The 17,788-nt window shown below is 70.4% G+C and carries 14 protein-coding genes; 6 read left to right on the forward strand and 8 right to left on the reverse strand.

What is annotated here, in order from left to right; translation table 11 throughout:
• Positions 1-80 precede the first annotated feature (80 nt).
• The 4 genes from BLP95_RS07815 to BLP95_RS07830 all read left to right on the forward strand — a co-directional run bounded on the left by BLP95_RS07815 (position 81) and on the right by BLP95_RS07830 (position 5,814).
• Positions 81-2,459, forward strand: a complete 2,379-nt coding sequence (locus BLP95_RS07815) for a Tex family protein (protein ID WP_089677969.1) — start codon at positions 81-83, stop codon at positions 2,457-2,459.
• A gap of 261 nt (positions 2,460-2,720) precedes the next feature.
• The gene (gene gshA / locus BLP95_RS07820; protein WP_089677970.1) at positions 2,721-4,385 is read left to right on the forward strand and encodes a glutamate--cysteine ligase; all 1,665 of its coding nucleotides are present in this window, start codon (positions 2,721-2,723) and stop codon (positions 4,383-4,385) included.
• Complete coding sequence (locus BLP95_RS07825) at positions 4,382-4,894, forward strand: disulfide bond formation protein B (protein WP_089677972.1); 513 nt, start codon at positions 4,382-4,384, stop codon at positions 4,892-4,894. Before gshA ends, BLP95_RS07825 begins: the two co-directional genes overlap by 4 nt.
• A gap of 20 nt (positions 4,895-4,914) precedes the next feature.
• The gene (locus tag BLP95_RS07830; RefSeq protein ID WP_089677974.1) at positions 4,915-5,814 is read left to right on the forward strand and encodes an alpha/beta hydrolase; all 900 of its coding nucleotides are present in this window, start codon (positions 4,915-4,917) and stop codon (positions 5,812-5,814) included.
• Positions 5,815-5,948: 134 nt separating this feature from the next.
• On the opposite strand, the gene BLP95_RS07835 is transcribed toward BLP95_RS07830, so the two are convergent.
• Genes BLP95_RS07835 through BLP95_RS07855 form a run of 5 tightly spaced genes read right to left on the reverse strand, consistent with a single transcriptional unit; the run spans position 5,949 to position 10,505 of the window.
• Positions 5,949-6,629 (reverse strand): ABC transporter ATP-binding protein, encoded by a 681-nt coding sequence (locus BLP95_RS07835; protein ID WP_089677976.1) that lies wholly within the window; start codon positions 6,627-6,629, stop codon positions 5,949-5,951.
• A gap of 1 nt (position 6,630) precedes the next feature.
• Entirely contained in the window at positions 6,631-7,374 is a 744-nt protein-coding gene (locus BLP95_RS07840; RefSeq protein WP_089677979.1) for an ABC transporter ATP-binding protein, read from the reverse strand.
• On the reverse strand, positions 7,367-8,386 hold the full coding sequence (locus tag BLP95_RS07845) for a branched-chain amino acid ABC transporter permease (protein WP_089677981.1): 1,020 nt from the start codon (positions 8,384-8,386) through the stop codon (positions 7,367-7,369). Before BLP95_RS07845 ends, BLP95_RS07840 begins: the two co-directional genes overlap by 8 nt.
• Positions 8,379-9,299 (reverse strand): branched-chain amino acid ABC transporter permease, encoded by a 921-nt coding sequence (locus BLP95_RS07850; protein WP_089677983.1) that lies wholly within the window; start codon positions 9,297-9,299, stop codon positions 8,379-8,381. The genes BLP95_RS07845 and BLP95_RS07850 overlap by 8 nt, the downstream gene beginning before the upstream one ends.
• A 60-nt stretch (positions 9,300-9,359) precedes the next feature.
• Complete coding sequence (locus BLP95_RS07855; protein ID WP_089677985.1) at positions 9,360-10,505, reverse strand: ABC transporter substrate-binding protein; 1,146 nt, start codon at positions 10,503-10,505, stop codon at positions 9,360-9,362.
• A 229-nt stretch (positions 10,506-10,734) separates the two neighbouring features.
• On the opposite strand from BLP95_RS07855, the gene rsd reads away from it, so the two are divergent.
• A complete protein-coding gene (gene rsd / locus BLP95_RS07860) occupies positions 10,735-11,235 on the forward strand; it encodes a sigma D regulator (protein WP_089677987.1) in 501 nt (166 codons plus the stop codon).
• A 101-nt stretch (positions 11,236-11,336) separates the two neighbouring features.
• Here the strand turns inward: rsd and BLP95_RS07865 are convergent, their stop codons facing one another.
• Both BLP95_RS07865 and BLP95_RS07870 read right to left on the reverse strand, forming a co-directional pair.
• Entirely contained in the window at positions 11,337-14,399 is a 3,063-nt protein-coding gene (locus BLP95_RS07865) for an efflux RND transporter permease subunit (protein WP_089677989.1), read from the reverse strand.
• Between the two features lies 1 nt (position 14,400).
• Positions 14,401-15,540, reverse strand: a complete 1,140-nt coding sequence (locus BLP95_RS07870) for an efflux RND transporter periplasmic adaptor subunit (RefSeq protein ID WP_089677992.1) — start codon at positions 15,538-15,540, stop codon at positions 14,401-14,403.
• Positions 15,541-15,944: 404 nt separating this feature from the next.
• On the opposite strand from BLP95_RS07870, the gene BLP95_RS07875 reads away from it, so the two are divergent.
• Entirely contained in the window at positions 15,945-16,922 is a 978-nt protein-coding gene (locus tag BLP95_RS07875) for a malate dehydrogenase (RefSeq protein WP_089677993.1), read from the forward strand.
• Positions 16,923-17,071: 149 nt separating this feature from the next.
• Here BLP95_RS07875 and BLP95_RS07880 read toward each other — a convergent pair whose 3' ends face one another.
• Positions 17,072-17,728 (reverse strand): histidinol-phosphatase, encoded by a 657-nt coding sequence (locus tag BLP95_RS07880; RefSeq protein ID WP_089677995.1) that lies wholly within the window; start codon positions 17,726-17,728, stop codon positions 17,072-17,074.
• Between the last annotated feature and the right edge of the window lie 60 nt (positions 17,729-17,788).

A 17,788-nucleotide genomic window follows, 5' to 3' on the forward strand; every position in this document is an offset into this window, starting at 1 on the left:
CGCCGGCGTCAAGCCTGCCGCGGGCACGGCGGCTGTGATACCTTGTCGCGATTCGTTCTCGAGATCAGCGAAGGGGTTACATGGACGCCACCAACCGCATCATCACGCGCCTCGCCGAGGAGCTCGCCGTACGCCCGCCGCAGGTCAAGGCCACGGTGGAACTGCTCGACGGCGGGGCGACCGTGCCCTTCATCGCCCGCTACCGCAAGGAGGTGACCGGCGGGCTCGATGACACCCAGCTGCGTCAGCTCCATGAACGCCTGGGCTACCTGCGCGAGCTGGAGGAGCGCCGCGTGGCGGTGCTGGCCGCCATCGACGAGCAGGGCAAGCTCACCGACGAGCTGGCCGGTCTGATCCAGGCCGCCGATACCAAGCAGCGCCTGGAGGACCTCTACCTCCCCTACAAGAAGAAGCGTCGCACCAAGGCCCAGATCGCCCGGGAGGCGGGGCTCGAGCCGCTGGCCGAGGCGCTGCTGGCCGACCCCACCCTGGACCCGGAGGCCGAGGCGGCCAGCTATCTTCGACCCGCAGAAGGTGACATCCCCGCGGTGGAGGACGCCAAGGCGGCGCTGGACGGCGCCCGCCAGATCCTGATGGAGCGCTTCGCCGAGGACGCCGAGCTGGTCGGCCGCCTGCGCGAGCGGCTGTGGCAGGAGGGAGAGCTCAGTGCCCGGCTGATCCCCGGCAAGGAGCGCGAGGGGGCCAAGTTCTCCGACTACTTCGAGCACGACGAGGCGCTGTCGAAGGCACCCTCCCACCGAGCCCTGGCCATGTTCCGTGGCCGCAACGAGGGCGTGCTGACCCTGGCCATCCGCCTGCCCGGTGAGGAGGAGGCACCGATCCACCCTTGCCAGGTGGCCATCGCCCGCCACTTCAACATCCGCGACGAGGGGCGTGCCGCCGACAAGTGGCTGCGCGACGTGGTGCGCTGGACCTGGCGGGTCAAGCTCTACACCCACCTGGAGACCGAGCTTCTGGGCCGCCTGCGCGAGCGCGCCGAGCAGGAGGCGATCGAGGTCTTCGCCGCCAACCTCAAGGACCTGCTGCTGGCCGCCCCGGCGGGGCAGAAGGCGACGCTTGCCATCGACCCGGGCCTGCGCACCGGCTGCAAGGTGGCGGTGGTGGACGCCACCGGCCAGTTCCTGGCCCATACCACCATCTACCCCCATGCACCCCGCAACGCCTGGGACGCCTCCCTGGCCGAGCTGGCCAGGCTGGTGGAGGCGCACGACGTGGCGCTGGTCGCCGTGGGCAACGGCACGGCGAGCCGCGAGACCGACCGCCTGGCCGGCGACCTGGTGAAAGCCTTTTCCACAAGGACTGGGGCCGGCAAGCGTGCGCTCTCCAAGGTGATGGTCAGCGAGGCGGGGGCCTCGGTCTACTCCGCCTCCGAGTACGCCGCCCGGGAACTGCCCGACCTCGACGTCACCATCCGTGGCGCCGTCTCCATCGCTCGGCGCCTGCAGGACCCGCTCGCCGAGCTGGTCAAGATCGAGCCCAAGTCCATTGGCGTGGGCCAGTACCAGCACGATGTCTCCCAGGTGCAGCTGTCGCGAAGCCTCGAGGCGGTGATCGAGGATTGCGTCAACGCCGTGGGGGTGGACCTCAACACCGCGTCAAGCGCCTTGCTCTCCCGGGTCGCGGGCCTCTCGCCGGCGCTGGCCGACGCCATCGTCGCCCGGCGCAATGCCGAGGGTGCCTTCGCCAGCCGCAAGCAGCTGCTCGACGTCAGCCGCCTGGGGCCCAAGACCTTCGAGCAGTGCGCGGGCTTCCTGCGCATCATGAACGGCAACAACCCGCTGGACGCCAGCGCCGTGCACCCCGAGGCCTACCCGCTGGTGGAGCGCATCGCCGAGAAGAGCGGCCGCCCGCTATCCAGCCTGATCGGCGACAGCGCCACCCTCAGATCCCTCAAGCCCGCCGACTTCGCCGACGAGCGCTTCGGTGTGCCCACGGTCACCGACATCCTCGCCGAGCTGGACAAGCCCGGCCGTGACCCGCGGCCCGAGTTCAAGGCCGCCGAGTTCCGCGAGGGGGTCGAGACCCTCAAGGACCTGGAGCCCGGCATGGTGCTGGAGGGCAGCGTCACCAACGTCACCCACTTCGGCGCCTTCGTGGACATCGGCGTCCACCAGGACGGCCTGGTGCATATCTCGGCGCTCTCCGACCGCTTCGTCGAGGACCCGCGCTCGGTGGTCAAGGCCGGCGATATCGTCAAGGTGAAGGTGATGAGCGTCGATCTGGAGCGTGCGCGCATCGGCCTCTCCATGCGCCTCGACGACCAGCCGGGGGAGGAGGGCGACAAGCCCCGCCGCCGTCGTGAAGGGGATGGCGGCGAGCGTCAGGCCCGCGGCGGCAAGCCGGCGCGCCGGGGCGGTGGGCGCGGCAACGACGCCGGCCAGGGCGGGCAGATGGGCGCCCTGGGGGCGGCCCTGCTCAAGGCCAAGCAGAAACGCTGAGGCCGAAGCCGGTGCCGGGGCACTTTCGTTGCAAGACCCAAGGGGCGCTGGGGACGAGTCGAAGAGGAGGTCCTACGCCATGGATGGCGTCGGTAGCGCCCAGGGAGGGGTTCACAGCGCCTCATAGGAGGCTTGTCCCCAGAGTCGCCCCGGGCTGTAAATAGGTCCGCTCTCATTGGTTAATAGCCGGCTAAACTTTGCATCCGGCCCGGCAGCCACCATAATCAGCCCTTTCACGGGCGCCGCCAGGGCGCCCGTCCCATGACCAGCGAGGCGCGCCGCCTCGGCGCCGTTACCACCAGCAGGGGTGTCATCTTGTCCGACTCATTCGCTACCCTCATCGAGCGCCTGGCCGGCCCCGCCCGCCGGGGGGAGTTCAGCCGGCTGCGGCGCGGCCTTGAGAAGGAGGGGCTGCGCGTCGACCGTGACGGTCGCGTGGCCCAGACGCCGCACCCCCGGGCGCTGGGCTCCAAGCTGACCCACCCGCATATCACCACCGACTACTCCGAGGCGCTGCTGGAGTACATCACCCCGGTCACCTGCCGGCCCGCCGACGCCCTGGAATTCCTCGGCGACCTGCACCGCTTCAGCTATCGCCTGCTGGGCGACGAGCTGATCTGGCCGGCCAGCATGCCGGCACGCCTCGACGGCAACGACAGCATCCCCATCGCCGACTATGGCCCCTCCAACGTGGGTACCATGAAGCGGGTCTATCGGCAGGGGCTGGACGTGCGCTACGGGCGCATCATGCAGGCGATCGCCGGGGTGCACTACAACGTCTCGCTGCCCGACGACCTGTGGACGCTGCTGCGCGGGATCGACGGCGCCGAGGCTACGCCGCTCGATGACTACCGCTCCGCCCGCTACTTCGGCCTGATCCGCAACTTCCGCCGCCACAGCTGGCTGCTGCTCTACCTGTTCGGCGCCTCGCCGGCCATCGACCGCAGCTTCCTGCCCGACGGCGAGATTCCCGACAAGCTCGAGCCCCACGGCGAGCAGACCCTGGTCTCGCGCTACGCCACCAGCCTGCGCATGTCGGATCTCGGCTACCAGAACAAGGTGCAGGAGCAGCTCAAGATCTGCTTCAACTCGCTCTCCAACTACGTGAATACCCTGCGTCACGCCATCTCCACGCCCTGGCCCGCCTACGAGGCGCTGGGCGTGCGCGAGGGCGAGGAGTGGCGCCAGCTCAACGCCAACATCCTGCAGATCGAGAACGAGTACTACAGCGACATCCGCCCCAAGCGGGTGGCGCGCCACGACGAGACCCCCAGCCAGGCGCTGGAGGCCCGCGGGGTGGAGTACATCGAGGTGCGCTGCCTCGACCTCGACCCCCTCGCCACCCTGGGCGTGGACGAGGCCCAGATCCGCTTCCTCGACACCTTCGTGATGTGGTGCCTGCTGGCCGAGAGTCCCTGGATCCCCGATGCGGAGTGCGACACCCTGGACGACAACCGCCGCCGGGTGGTGGAGCGCGGCCGCGACCCGGCGCTGCGCCTGTGCCGCCATGGCGAGCCGGTGAGCGTGGCGGAGTGGGGCGAGGAGATCCTCGGCGAGATGGCCCGGGTGGCCGAGCTGCTCGACGCCCTGGAGGAGGGCAGCCCCCATGCCGAGGCGGTGGCCGCCATGGCGCCGCGCCTGGCCGATCCCTCGCTCACCCCCTCCGGCCGGCTGCTGGCGCGCCTGGAGGAAACCGGCGAGGAGTTCAGCGAGGCGATGCTGGCGATCGCCCGGGAGCAGGCCGCGCGGCTGCGCGAGGAGCCCCTCGACCCGGCCCGCGCCGCCCTCTTCGACGAGCTGGTGGGTACCTCCCACGACCAGCAGGCGCAGATCGAGGCCGGTGACCGGGTTCCCTTCGCCGACTTCCTGGCCGACTACTTCGCCCGGGCCCGCGAGACGCGCATCGCCGACGGGGTGAGCCGATGAGCGCCCTGGCCCGCCTCTCCGTGCGCCAGTGGAGCCTCGCCGGGCTCGCCTTCTGCGTGCTGATGATGGCCGTGGCCCTGGGCCTCGAGCATCTCGTCGGCCTCGAGCCCTGCCCGCTGTGCATCTTCCAGCGGGTGGCGGTGATCGCGGCCGGCGTGGTGTTCGCCGTGGCGGCGATCCACAACCCCGCCGGTCGCCTCGGCGCGACCCTCTATGGCCTGCTGGGCCTGGCCGCGGTGGGCGGCGGCATCGGCGTGGCGGGCCGCCACCTCTGGCTGCAGTCGCTGCCCGCCGACGAGGTCCCCAGCTGCGGCCCCGGCCTCGACTACATGCTGGAGGTCCTGCCGCTGCAGCAGGTGGTGGACATGGTGCTCTCCGGCTCCGGCGAGTGTGCCGAGATCGACTTCCTGTTCCTCGGTCTCTCGCTGCCGGGCTGGACCCTGGTGGGCTTCCTGGTGCTGGCTCTGGCGCCGCTGGGCCTGCTGCTCTCGGCCTTCCGCGAGCGCTGATCAGGACGGGGCGACTGGCCATGCTCTACCGCGACTTCGCCACCCAGGAGGCGATCGACGCCGCCTACGACCCCATGATCGGCCGGGACCCGGCGACGCTGGTGGCCGGCTGGCGCGCGCGCAGCGACGCCGCCCGCGCTCGCCATCGGGTGTCGCTGGACATGCCCTACGGGCCGACGCTCGCCGAGCGTCTCGATCTCTACCACGCCGAGGACAGGGGAGAGGGAACCGGCGAGGGCGCGCCGCTGCACCTCTTCTTCCATGGCGGCTACTGGCGCTCGCTGGGCCACCGGGAGTTCGGTTTTCTCGCCGACGACCTGGTGGCAAGCGGCATCGGCGTGGCGGTGGTCAACTACGCGCTCTGTCCCGGGGTGCGCTTCGCCGAGATCGTGCGCCAGGCCCGCGCCGCCCTGGCCTGGGCCTACCGCCATGCCGAGCGCCTCGGCTTCGACCCGGCGCAGATCAGCGTCTCGGGCCACTCCGCCGGCGGGCACCTGTGTGCCATGCTGCTGGCCACCGACTGGCAGGGCGACTACGGCCTGCCGGCAGACCCGATCCGGGGGGCGCTGTGTGTCAGCGGCCTCTATGACCTCGGTCCCTTCCCCTGGTCCTGGCTGCAGCCCAAGCTCAGGCTCGACGGCCGCGACGTGGCCGAGTTCAGCCCCGCCTTCCTGCCCTGCCGGTCACAGGCCAGGGTGAGCCTGGTGGCGGGCGGCGCGGAGTCTAGCGAGTTTGCCCGCCAGATGGCCGACTACGCCGCCCACCTGGACGAGCAGGGCGTCGAGGTCGAGCAGGCCCTGCTGCCCGGCGACGACCACTTCTCGATCCTCGAGCACTTCCTCGATGGCAGGCGCCTGGCCGCGACGGTCAAGGGTCTCCATGATCGGCAAGATACGAGCAGTAAGGGGCGCCGGGGATAGGCCGAAAGGGAGGTCCGAGGACCAAGGATGGCCGAGGTAGCGTACAGGGATGTATTTACAGCGCCTCCCTGACGGTCCGGCGCCCCGGGGCCTGTCGCCGGATCAGCCCCGACCAGAAAGCGGCATGCAAGCCATCACACCCCCAGGTAGCGGTCGCGCAGCGACGCGGTCAGCGCCTCGGCGGGTCCCGTCCAGGCGCTGACGCCCTTCTCCAGCAGCACGCAGCGGTCGGCCAGGGGCAGCAGCTCCGAGAGGCTCTTGTCGACGATCAGGATCGCCTGGCCCTGGGCCTTGAGGCGGCGGATCGCCTGCCAGATCTCCTGGCGGATCACCGGCGCCAGCCCCTCGGTGGCCTCGTCGAGCACCAGCAGGCGGGGGTTGGTCATCAGCGCCCGGCCGATGGCCAGCATCTGCTGCTCGCCGCCGGAGAGGGTGGCGGCGGCCTGGCGGTCGCGCTCGCCCAGGCGCGGGAAGAGCGCCTCCACCGCCGCGAGGGTCCACGCCCCGGGCCGGGCCGCCACCAGCAGGTTCTCGCGCACCGTCAGGTTGGGGAAGCAGCGCCGCCCCTCGGGCACCAGTCCCAGCCCCAGGCGGGCGATGCGGTGCGGGGGCAGGCGCATCAGCTCGCGCCCCGCGAAGGTGATGCGCCCCGCCCGCGGCGGCGTCAGGCCGAAGATCGAGCGGATGGTGGTGGTCTTGCCCATGCCGTTGCGCCCCATCAGCGCCACCAGCTCGCCGGCCCCCACCTCCAGGTCGACGCCGAACAGTGCCTGGGAGGGGCCATAGCAGGTCTCGATGGTTTCCACCTTGAGCATCTCAGTCTCCCAGATAGGCGTCGCGAACCTGCGGGTCGCGGCGGATGGTGTCGCCGTCGCCGTGGGCGATGATGCGCCCGGCCACCAGCACCGAGATGCGCTCGGCCAGGCGGAACACCGCCTCCATGTCGTGCTCGATCAGCAGGATCGGCACCTCCGCCTTGAGGCGCTCCAGCAGCTCGGTGAGGTGCGCTGAGCCCTCGGGGCCGAGCCCCGCCATGGGCTCGTCGAGCAGCAGCACCCGGGGCCTGAGGGCCAGGGCGCAGGCCACCTCCAGGGCGCGGCGCTCGCCGTGGGAGAGCTCGGCCACCGGCGTGGCGGCGCGGTGGCCGAGCCCCATGCGCTCGAGCGCCGCCATGGCCGGCTCGACCAGCCTTGGGTCGCGCGCCACCGGTTTCCAGAAGCGGAAGCTGTGGCCGGCCAGGGCCTGGACGGCGATCATCACGTTGCGGATCGCCGGCAGCGGCTCGGCCAGCGACGACACCTGGAAGCTGCGCCCCAGGCCGCGGCGAGCGCGGGCGGCGACGCTCTCGCCGGTGACGTCGACGCCGCCGAGCAGCACGCGTCCGGCATCGGGCCTGAGGCTGCCGGCGATCTGGGCGATCAGCGTCGACTTGCCGGCCCCGTTGGGGCCGATCAGGGCGTGGATCTCGCCGGGCCTCAGGGTCAGCGAGACATCGTCGGTGGCCGCCAGGGCGCCGAAGCGCTTGTGGAGCCCCTCCAGGGCCAGCACCGCCTCAGGCATGGGGCTCCCTCCCTGCCAGCCAGCCCATCACCCCCTGGCGGGCGAAGAGCACCACCCCGAGCAGCGTGAGGCCCAGGAACAGCTGCCAGTATTCGGTGAGCCCGCCCAGCAGGGTCTCCATGCCGATGAACAGCGCCGCCCCGACCAGGGGGCCGTAGAGGCGACCCACGCCGCCCAGGATGACGATCACCATCAGCTCGCCGGAGAGGTGCCAGCTGAGCATGCTGGGGCTGACGAAGCCGTTGAGGTCGGCGTAGAGGGCGCCGGCGAGCCCGGTGATCATCGCCGAGATGACGAAGGCCACCAGGCGGATGGGGGTGGGGCTGATGCCGGCAGTGGCCAGGCGGGTGTCGTTGAGGCGTGCCATGGTGAGTGCGGCGCCGAAGCGCGAGCCCATCAGCCGCGAGGTGAGTGCCATGGCGAGCACCAGGCCGACGAAGCAGATCAGGAAGAAGGTCAGCGGCTCCTGGGTATCGAGCCCCGGCAGCTGGTTGCGAAGATAGATCGGCAGGCCATCCTGGCCGCCGTAGGTGGGCCAGGAGTTGGCGAAGTAGTAGACCATCTGGGCGAATGCCAGGGTGATCATGATGAAGTAGACCCCGGAGGTGCGCAGCGACACCGCGCCGATGGCCAGCGCCAGCAGGCCGCAGGCGAGCATGGCGATGGGCCACAGCACCAGCAGGTTGTCGCTGCCCGGGATGCCGCCCAGGAAGGGCGTCATGTCGAAGGCGTGGAAGGCGCCGATGCCGGCCACGTAGCCGCCCAGGCCGAAGTAGGCGGCGTGGCCGAAGCTGATCATGCCGCCGTAGCCCAGCGCCAGGTTGAGCCCCACCGCGGCCATGGCGATCAGCGTCAGCCGCGAGGCCAGCGTCACGTAGTAGGGGTGGCCGGTGAGGTCGGCGGCCACCGGCAGTGCCAGCAGCAGGGCGAGCAGCAGCAGCTGCACCAGGCCCTGGCGGCCGAGGCGGCGCGAGGGCCGGCGAGCGGAGAGGGCTGGGGTCGGGTCAGTCATGGGCGGCGAAGAGTCCCCTGGGCTTGAAGGCGAGTATCACCGCCATGAGGATATAGATCAGCATCGAGGCCAGGGCGGCGCCGACGTCGGTGGCCTCCGCCGGGGGCAGCACGGCGCGGAAGGCCAGCGGCAGGAAGACCCGCCCCAGGGTGTCCACCACCCCCACCAGCACGGCGCCGAGCAGCGCCCCCTTGATGGAGCCGATGCCGCCGATCACGATCACCACGAAGGCCAGGATCAGCACCGGCTCCCCCATGCCCACCTGCACCGACTGCAGCGCCCCCACCAGGGCGCCGGCGAGGCCGGCGAGCCCCGCCCCCAGGGCGAACACCGCGGTATAGAGCCGCGAGATGTCGATGCCCAGCGCACCGATCATCTCGCGGTCGCTCTCCCCGGCGCGCACCCGCATGCCCAGCCGGGTGCGCGTGATCAGCCACCACAGCCCCACGGCCACTGCGATACCCACGCCGATGATCACCAGCCGGTAGAGGGGGTAGCGCGCCCCGCCGGGCAGCGGCACATGGCCGGCCAGCCACTCGGGGGTGTTGAGCCAAAGGGGCGAGGAACCGAACAGCCAGCGGGTGCCCTCGGAGAAGATCAGGATCAGCGCGAAGGTGGCCAGCACCTGGTCCAGGTGGGGGCGATGGTAGAGCCGGCGGATCACCACCAGCTCCACCACCGCGCCCACCGCGGCGGCTCCCGACAGGCCGGCCGCGAGGCCGAGCAGGAAGGAGCCGCTGGCGGCGGTGACCGCGGCGGTGAGGTAGGCCCCCACCATGTAGAAGGCGCCGTGGGCCAGGTTGATCAGCCCCATCACCCCGAACACCAGGGTCAGGCCGCTGGCCATCAGGAACAGCATGGTGCCCAGCTGCAGGCCGTTGATCAGTTGCTCGAGAAGCAGGGTCGCCGACACGTCACGCTTCCTTGGTCGGGGCGGGAGAGAGGGGCCGGGCGCTAAGGCCCGGCCACGGCGTCACATCTTGCAGTCGGGGTAGTAGATGTCCTGGATCTCCTCCACGGCGATGCCCAGCAGGCGGTTGGTGGGCTCGCCGTCCTCGCCCATGACCACCTCGCGCACGTAGACGTCCTGGATGGGGTGGTGGTTGGGGCCGAAGCGGAACTCGCCGCGTACCGAGTCGAAGTCGGCCTCGCGCAGCGCCTCGCGGAAGGCGTCCTGGTCATCGGGGTGGGCACTCTCCAGGGCGGCGAGGATCAGGTTGGCGGTGTCGAAGCCCTGGGCGGCGTAGAGGGTCGGCGTACGGCCATAGGCCTCGCGGAAGCTCTCCACGAAGGCGTGGTTGGTGGCGTTGTCGAGGTCGTGGGCCCACAGCGAGGTGTTGCGGGCCCCCACGGCGGCCTCGCCCACCGCCTTGATCAGCACCTCGTCGAAGGAGAAGGCGGCGCCGAACACCGGCAGCTCCACCCCCGAGCCGGCCCACTGCTTCATGAAGGAGATGCCCATGCCGCCGGGCAGGAAGAAGAACAGGCTGTCGGCGTCGCTGGCGCGGATCTGGGCGATCTCGGCGGCGTAGTCGGTCTGGCCCAGCTGGGTGTAGAGCTCGCCGGCCACCTCGCCCTCGAAGAGGTGCTTGAAGCCGGCCAGGGCGTCGGTGCCCGCCGGGTAGTTGGGGGCCAGGATGATCGGGTTCTGGTAGCCCTGCTCGCGCATCCAGGCGCCCATGGCGCCGTGGAGGTTGTCGTTCTGGTAGGCGACGTTGAAGTAGTTCTGGTGACACATCCGCCCGGCCAGGTCCGAGGGTCCGGCGTTGGGGGAGAGGTAGAAGGTCCCCTGGCGCACCACCGAGGGCACCACCGCCATGGCCAGGTTCGACCAGATGATGCCGGTCATGATGTCCACCCGGTCGCGCTGCAGGAACTCGTTGGCCAGGCTGCGCGCCAGGTCGGGCTTGCGGGCGTCGTCCTGCACCAGCACCTCGATATCCTCGCGGCCGGACTGCTCGATGGCCAGCAGGAAGGCGTCACGCACGTCGACCCCCAGGTGGGAGCCCCCGCCGGAGAGGGTGGTGATCATGCCGATCCTGACGTCTTCCTCGGCGTGTGCGGTGGCGATACCGGCGGCGAGCAGCAGGCCGGCGCCCAGGCGAGCAATCTGTTTCATCGAGCACCTCGGGGAGGGTGGGGTGTTGTTGGTGTGGCCATAGACTACCAAGGAAACGCCGCCGCCAGGGAAAGGAAAAGGCCCCGATGGTCCTCTTGACGCCGCGGCCTCTCCACGTTCGCGCCGGCAGGATTGACAGCCGTCGGCGGGGGCGCGACTCTGAGCCTCAACCGGGCGCGGGACGCCCCCGAATCCACTAGTCGGCTCGACCACACGAAGGGAGGCCCCCATGCTGGAAGACTGCAAGAGCGCCCTGGAGCGCTGGGGTGGCGTGCACAGGCTGATCGATCGCTGGCTCGACGAGCGCCGTGACCTGCTGGTCAACTTCGTCGAGCTCAAGGAGGCCTGCGACGCCGAGCTCGAGGCGGTGACCAAGGAGCGCATCGACGCCTTCAGCGAGCTGCTGATGGACTACATCAGCGCCGGGCACTTCGAGGTCTACCCCCAGCTGCGCGAGGAGGCGCGCGCCTTCGCGGACGAGGAGGCGTTGACCCTGGCCGACCGCCTGCTGCAGCGCCTGGAGATGTCCACCGAGCTGGTGCTGAACTTCGATGCCGACTACGCCAGCCCCGGCCGGGTGCGCCAGCACCTCGGCCGCCTGCCCGCCTGGCTGGAACGGCTGGCCCACGGCCTCACCGAGCGCTTCTCCCTGGAGGACGAGCTGATCGGGCGGATCCACGCCCGTCACGCGCCGGATGCGGCACGCGCCGAGCTGCGCTCGGAGCTGTAAGGGCCGGGCTTCGCCCGGCGCTGTAAGCTATACGCTGTAAGAAAACCCCATGTCGTGGTTTTTGGTGGCGATATCATGGCTTACGGCTTACGGCTTACGGCTTACGGCTTACGGCTCCTCCGGGGGTCCAGTACCAGCATGCAGGGGGTCAGAAGCAGGGTCAGGCCGGTGGCGAAGGTCAGGCCGCCGGCGATGGCGCTGGAGAGCTGGGTCCACCACTGGGTGGAGGGGGCACCGACCCCCAGGCTCGGCTCGAGCAGGTTGATGTTGACCCCCAGCACCATGGGCGTGAGGCCCAGCACCGTGGTCACCGCGGTGAGCAGCACCGGTCGGAAGCGCAGGCAGCCCGCCTCCAGCGCCGCCTCGAAGGGGGCCAGGCCCTCGCCACGCAGCTGGTTGTAGGTGTCGATCAGCACGATGTTGTTGTTCACCACGATCCCCGCCAGGGCGATGATGCCCATCCCCACCATCACGATGCCGAAGGGCTGGGCGTTGGCCAGCAGCCCCAGCAGCACCCCCGCGGTGGAGAAGACGATCGCCGAGAGCACCAGCCCCGCCTGGTAGAAGCTGTTGAACTGCGTCACCAGGATCACCGCCATCAGGCCGATGGCCACCAGGAAGGCGCTGGCCAGGAAGCGGCTCGCCTCCTGCTGGTCCTGCTGCTCGCCGGCCACGTTAACCTGCACCCCCTCGGGCGGCTCGCCCGCCGCCTCCAGCAAGGCGCGCAGCCGCTCGTCGGCGTTGAAGCCCTCCTCGACATCGGCCTCCAGGGTGATGGCGCGGCGCCCGTCGATGCGGTGCAGGGTGCCCACCTTGGGCGCCGGCTCGACGCTGACGAAGTGCGACAGCGGTACCCGGCCCCGCGAGGTGGAGAGGCTCAGCTGCCCCAGCTGGTCCAGGGTGCGGTCGCCCTTAGGCAGGCGCACCCGGATGTCGACCTCGTCGTCGACCCCCTCGGGACGGTAGCTGGCCACCTGCACCCCGGTGGTGAGGAGCTGCACCGCGCTGCCTACGCTAGTGACGTCGGCCCCGAAGCGACTCGCCGCCTCGCGGTCGACGATCACCCGCCACTCCACCCCCGGCAGGCTGCGGTTGTCCTCCACGTCGCGAAAGCCCGGAAGCTCGGCCATCACCTCGCGCAACCGGTCCACCGCGCGTTCGGCCTGATCGGGCGTGCGGCCGCCGATCTCCAGCGCGATGGGCTTGCCCTCGCCGGGGCCCATCTGCTGCTCGCGGAACTCCAGCACCAGGCCGGGCAGGTCGGCGGTGCGGCTGCGCATGGCGGCGAAGATCTCGGTCAGCGGCCTGCGCCGGTGCCAGTCGATCAGCTGGAACTGCAGCACGCCGATGACGTCGGCGCCCAGCTGCTCGCTGGGGGTGGCGAAGGAGCGTGCGTAGAGCGCCTCCACCTCGGGCATGCCCGCCAGGCGCGCCTCCACACGGCGCACCATGGCGTCCTTCTCCTCGATGGAGAAGTCGCCGCGGGTGCGCACCATCACCTGGGCGGTGTCGGGCTCGACGCTGGGGAAGAACTCCACGCCGTGGTTGAAGCGCGCGTAGGCGGTGTAGATCAGCGCCATCAGCGAGAGGGCGAAGAGCAGCGTCAGTGCCGGGTGGGCGAGCAGGCGCGCGAGCGCCCCGCGATAGAGCCGGCCCACCGCGGTGGCCTCCACCGCCGCCGCACTCGGGGCGGCGTGGCGGGCGCCGAACACGCTGCCCAGGGTGGGCAGGAAGAGCAGTGCCATGGCCAGGGAGGCGAGCAGGCAGATGATCACCGTGGCCGGCAGGTACTTCATGAACTCGCCCACCATGCCCGGCCAGAACAGCAGCGGCACGAACACCGCCAGGGTGGTGGCGGTGGAGGCGATCACCGGCCAGCTCATGCGGGTGGCCGCCTCCAGCCACGCCTGGCGGGGCGTCATGCCCTGGTGCAGGTTCCGGTCGGCCAGCTCGCTGACCACGATGGCGCCGTCCACCAGCATGCCGGCGACGAGAATGAGCGCGAACAGCACCACGATGTTGAGGGTGTAGCCCACCGCCCAGATCATCAGGATGCCGGAGAGGAAGGCGCCGGGGATGGTCAGCCCCACCATCAGCGCGCTTCTCACCCCCATGGCCGCCAGGATCACGATCAGCACCAGCACCACCGCGGTGACCACGTTGTTCAGCAGTTCCGAGAGCATGTCTTCGACGAACTCGGACTGGTCGGTGATGGTGGTGACCTTGAGGCCCTCGGGGAGCATCCCGGCGGCCTGGTCGAAGAGCGCCTCGACCTGCGCCACGGTGGCGATGATGTTGGCCCCGGCGCGCTTGGAGACCTCCAGCACCAGCGCCGGCTGGCCGTCGATGCGCGCATACCCCTCGGGATCCTTGAAGGTGGGGCGGATCACGGCCACGTCGCCGAAGGTGACCACCCGGTCGCCGTCCACCTTCACCGGCATGGCCATCACGTCCTCCAGGGTCTCGATCACCCCGGGCACCTTCACCCCCAGGCGGCCGGCGCCGGTATCCAGGCTGCCGGCGGCCACCAGGCGGTTGTTGCGGCTGACCAGGTTGAAGAGGGTGTCGAAGTCGACGCCGTAGCTCGACAGCACCAGCGGGTCCACCACGATCTCCAGGAGCTCCTCGCGGTCGCCGCCGATGTCCACCTCGAGCACCTCGGCGATGCCCTCGATCTCGTCCTGGATGCGTCGCGCGATGGCCACCCGCCGGGCCTCCTCGACGGGCCCGGAGAGGCCGATGGAGAGCACCGGGAACTCGCTGACGTTGACCTCCACCACCCGCGGCTCCTCCGCCTCGCTGGGCAGCTCGGCCTTGGCGATGTCGACCTTCTCGCGCACGTCGGAGAGCGCCTGGTCGGCATCGAAGCCGGCGTCGAACTCCAGGGTGATGGAGGCGTGGCCCTCGCTCGACTGAGCGGTCATCTTGCGCAGCCCCTCGATGGTGCGCAGCTCTTGCTCCATGGGGCGCACCAGCAGCCGCTCGCCATCCTCGGGGCTGACCCCCTCCAGGCTCATGGCCACGTAGATCATGGGGATGGCGACGTCGGGGTTGGCCTCCTTGGGGATCGCCTGCCAGGCGCCGAGCCCGGCCAGCAGCAGGCCCACCAGCAGCATCAGGGTGGTGCGGGCGTGGGACTGGGCGGCCGCGATCAGCCGACGCATCTCAGGGGGCCTCCGCGTCGGCGGCGCCGAACGGCGCGGCGGGCGTGGCGTCGCTCGCCTCGTCCTCCTCGGCCGGCACCGGCTCGACCCGCTCGCCGACTCCCACCAGGCCGGCGCCCAGGGGGATCAGCCGCACCGGATCGGGCAGGCCGGTGACTCGGGCCTCCTCCAGGCCGGCGTCCACCAGGGTCACCGGGCTCTCCACCACGCGGTCGTCGGCGTCCAGGTGCCTAACCGCGAGCCCGCCCGCGTCGTCCAGCACCAGCAGGGCAGGGGAGAGGCGGTGGACCCGGCGCTCGGGGAGGGCGATCGCCAGGGTGGCGGAGGCGCCGGCCAGGCGGCGGCGCTCGGGGTTGTCGGCGCTGACCTCGACCCGGAAGCTGCGCGTCGCCTCCTCGGCCTGGCGCGCCACCAGGCTCACCCTGCCGGAAAGCCGCGAGCCGTCCAGCAGCTGCAGCTCGGCGGGGAGTCCCTCGGCGAGGGCCAGGGCGTCACGCTGGGGCGCCCAGGCCACGGCGGTCAGCCTGGAGTCGTCCACCAGTCGCCCCCAGCTCTCGCCTACCTGCACAAGGTCGCCCGTCTCCACCTCGAGGCGGTCCAGGGTGCCGGCGAAGGGCGCCTGCGGGCGTGTGTCGCCGAGCTGGCGCTCCAGGGCGGCGAGCTCGGCCTCGGCCCGGCTGACGCCCGCCTGCAGGCGCAGGTACTCGGGGCGCGAGATCAGCTCGCGGCGGCGCAGCGACTCGGCGCCGGCGAGCTCCGCCCGGGCCAGGGTCAGGTCGTCCCGTGCCTGGGCCAGGCGTTGGGGTAGCTCGTCCTGGGCCAGTTCCAGCAGCACATCGCCGGCCTCCACACGGCTGCCCTCGGCCACCGGCAGTGCCGCCACCCGGCCGGTCTGGCGCGCGCGCAGCTCCACCACCCGCTGGGCAGCCAGCTCCCCCTGAAGGGTCAGGGTCGGGGCGTAAGGCTCGGCGTGGCGCGTCGCGACCTCCACCCGCGGAGGCTGCTCCTCGGCGGCGGGCGTGGCCTCGGGTGGCTCGGCCCGGAAGCCCTGGATATCGCCGAGCAGCAGCCAGGCCAGCAGCAGGATGACCAGTCCGATGGCGAGCAGCGGTGGCAGGGGCGGGAGGCGACGGCGGGGCATGCGGCGTGATCCATCAGCAGGGCATGAAGGCGCCAGCATACTATTCCCGGCCGGCATCCTCATACAGCCGTTTGTCGTCGCACCCCTCACCCTATCCCCTTTACCCCTGACGGCACTAGAAGATGGAAACACTGCTCAAGGCTTTCCCGGCGACAGGCCTTCGAGGGGGCGCTGTGAACCCGTCCCTGGGCGCTACCGATGCCATCCCTGGCATAGGACCCCCTCTTCGACCTGTCCCCGGCGCCTTTCGCTATCGCTGCATGGCTAACTCCGATAGCCCGGCTTCACCCCTATGTAGAATTGAGTTTTGTGCAATGCACGAATACCATCTTGGCGGTTTGCACGGCGGTCCGGCTGGACCGCCCATCGGTGACAACGACGCGTTGACAACCCAAGGAGCCCCCATGAAAGCCCCCGTTCGCATTGCCATCACCGGCGCCGCCGGCCAGATCAGCTACTCCCTGGCGTTCCGCATCGCCTCCGGCGACATGCTGGGCAAGGACCAGCCGGTCATCCTGCAGCTGCTCGAGATCACCCCGGCCATGGACGCCCTGAACGGCGTGGTCATGGAGCTCAACGACTGTGCCTTCCCGCTGGTCCAGGACATCGTCGCCACCGACGATGCCAACGTGGCCTTCAAGGACGCCGACTTCGCCCTGCTGGTGGGCGCACGTCCGCGCGGCCCGGGCATGGAGCGCAAGGACCTGCTGGAAGCCAACGCGGCGATCTTCTCCGCCCAGGGCAAGGCGCTGAACGACAACGCCAGCCGCGACGTCAAGGTGCTGGTGGTGGGCAACCCGGCCAACACCAACGCCCTGATCGCCTCCTGCAACGCGCCGGACCTGGACGCGGGCCAGTTCACCGCCATGACCCGCCTGGACCACAACCGCGCCCTGACCCAGCTGGCCCAGAAGACCGGCAAGCACGTCACCGACGTCGAGAGCATGATCATCTGGGGCAACCACAGCGCCACCCAGTATCCCGACATCGCCCACTGCAAGGTGGATGGCAAGCCGGCACCCGAGCTGGTCGAGCGTGACTGGTACGAGAACGACTTCATCCCCACCGTCCAGCAGCGCGGCGCGGCGATCATCAAGGCCCGTGGCGCCTCCTCCGCGGCCTCCGCGGCCTCGTCTGCCATCGACCATATGCGCGACTGGGCGCTGGGCACCGACGGCAAGATCGTCAGCATGGCGATCCCCGCCGACGGCAGCTACGGCATCGAGCCGGGCATCATCTACTCCTACCCGGTGACCTGCCAGGGCGGCAAGTACGAGATCGTCCAGGGCCTCGAGCTCGACGACTTCAGCAAGCAGAAGATGAAGGCTACCGAAGACGAGCTGCGCGAGGAGCGCGCCGCGGTCGAGCACCTGCTGGGTTAAACCCCAGCTGTAAGCCGTAAGCGTTAAGCCGTAAGAAAACCCCGCCAGGCCATGCCTGAGCGGGGTTTTTCATGTTCTCAAGGCACGAAGCGCCTTTACTTACAGCTTACGGCGTATAGCTTACAGCGCTGAGCTGGCCGAAGGCCGGCTCAGTCCCTCAGGCTGATGATGCGCCAGCCGCGGGCCTCGGCCACCTCGCGCAGGCTGGGGTCGGGGTCCACCGCCACCGGGTACGCCACGAGCTCCAGTAGTGCCAGGTCGTTGTGGGAGTCGCTGTAGAACCAGGCGTCATCCAGGGTGTGCTCCTTGTCGGCGAGCCACGCCTCCAGCCGCACCACCTTGCCCTCGCGGTAGCTGGGCGTGCCGCTGACGCGCCCGGTATAGCGGCCGTCGACGATCTCGGGCTCCACGGCGATCAGGTCGTCCACCCCCAGGCGCTCGGCGATGGGGCCGGTGATGAAGCGGTTGGTGGCGGTGACGATCAGCAGGGTATCGCCGCGGGTGCGGTGGCGGGCCAGCAGCTCCTCGCCCTTGGCCAGGATATGCGGCTCGATCTTGCTGGCCATGAACTGCTGGTGCCAGGCGGCGAGCTGCTCAGGGCTGTTCTCGGCCAGCGGGCGGAGCGCCACCTCGAGGAAGGCATGGATGTCCAGGGTGCCGGCCTCGTAGTCTGCCAGGAAGCGGTCGTTGGCCTCGCGGTAGGCCACCGGGTCGACGGCGCCCTGCTCGAGCAGGAACTCGCCCCAGGCATGGTCGCTGTCGATCGACAGCAGGGTGTTGTCCAGGTCGAAGATGGCCAGGCTCACGGCGACTCCAGGGTTGCGATGACGGATGAAGGAAGGTGGCGAAAGCCGGCGATTATGGCA

Source organism: Halomonas shengliensis (assembly GCF_900104135.1).
Taxonomy (GTDB): domain Bacteria; phylum Pseudomonadota; class Gammaproteobacteria; order Pseudomonadales; family Halomonadaceae; genus Halomonas; species Halomonas shengliensis.

What these genes read in the sequence shown, in the direction of transcription:
- BLP95_RS07845 (WP_089677981.1), bottom strand. Translation starts at nt 8,386, where the DNA reads ATGACTGACCCGACCCCAGCCCTCTCCGCTCGCCGGCCCTCGCGCCGC.
- BLP95_RS07815 (WP_089677969.1), top strand. Translation starts at nt 81, where the DNA reads ATGGACGCCACCAACCGCATCATCACGCGCCTCGCCGAGGAGCTCGCC.
- BLP95_RS07825 (WP_089677972.1), top strand. Translation starts at nt 4,382, where the DNA reads ATGAGCGCCCTGGCCCGCCTCTCCGTGCGCCAGTGGAGCCTCGCCGGG.
- BLP95_RS07865 (WP_089677989.1), bottom strand. Translation starts at nt 14,399, where the DNA reads ATGCGTCGGCTGATCGCGGCCGCCCAGTCCCACGCCCGCACCACCCTG.
- rsd (WP_089677987.1), top strand. Translation starts at nt 10,735, where the DNA reads ATGCTGGAAGACTGCAAGAGCGCCCTGGAGCGCTGGGGTGGCGTGCAC.
- gshA (WP_089677970.1), top strand. Translation starts at nt 2,721, where the DNA reads ATGACCAGCGAGGCGCGCCGCCTCGGCGCCGTTACCACCAGCAGGGGT.
- BLP95_RS07840 (WP_089677979.1), bottom strand. Translation starts at nt 7,374, where the DNA reads ATGCCTGAGGCGGTGCTGGCCCTGGAGGGGCTCCACAAGCGCTTCGGC.
- BLP95_RS07855 (WP_089677985.1), bottom strand. Translation starts at nt 10,505, where the DNA reads ATGAAACAGATTGCTCGCCTGGGCGCCGGCCTGCTGCTCGCCGCCGGT.
- BLP95_RS07830 (WP_089677974.1), top strand. Translation starts at nt 4,915, where the DNA reads ATGCTCTACCGCGACTTCGCCACCCAGGAGGCGATCGACGCCGCCTAC.
- BLP95_RS07835 (WP_089677976.1), bottom strand. Translation starts at nt 6,629, where the DNA reads ATGCTCAAGGTGGAAACCATCGAGACCTGCTATGGCCCCTCCCAGGCA.
- BLP95_RS07870 (WP_089677992.1), bottom strand. Translation starts at nt 15,540, where the DNA reads ATGCCCCGCCGTCGCCTCCCGCCCCTGCCACCGCTGCTCGCCATCGGA.
- BLP95_RS07875 (WP_089677993.1), top strand. Translation starts at nt 15,945, where the DNA reads ATGAAAGCCCCCGTTCGCATTGCCATCACCGGCGCCGCCGGCCAGATC.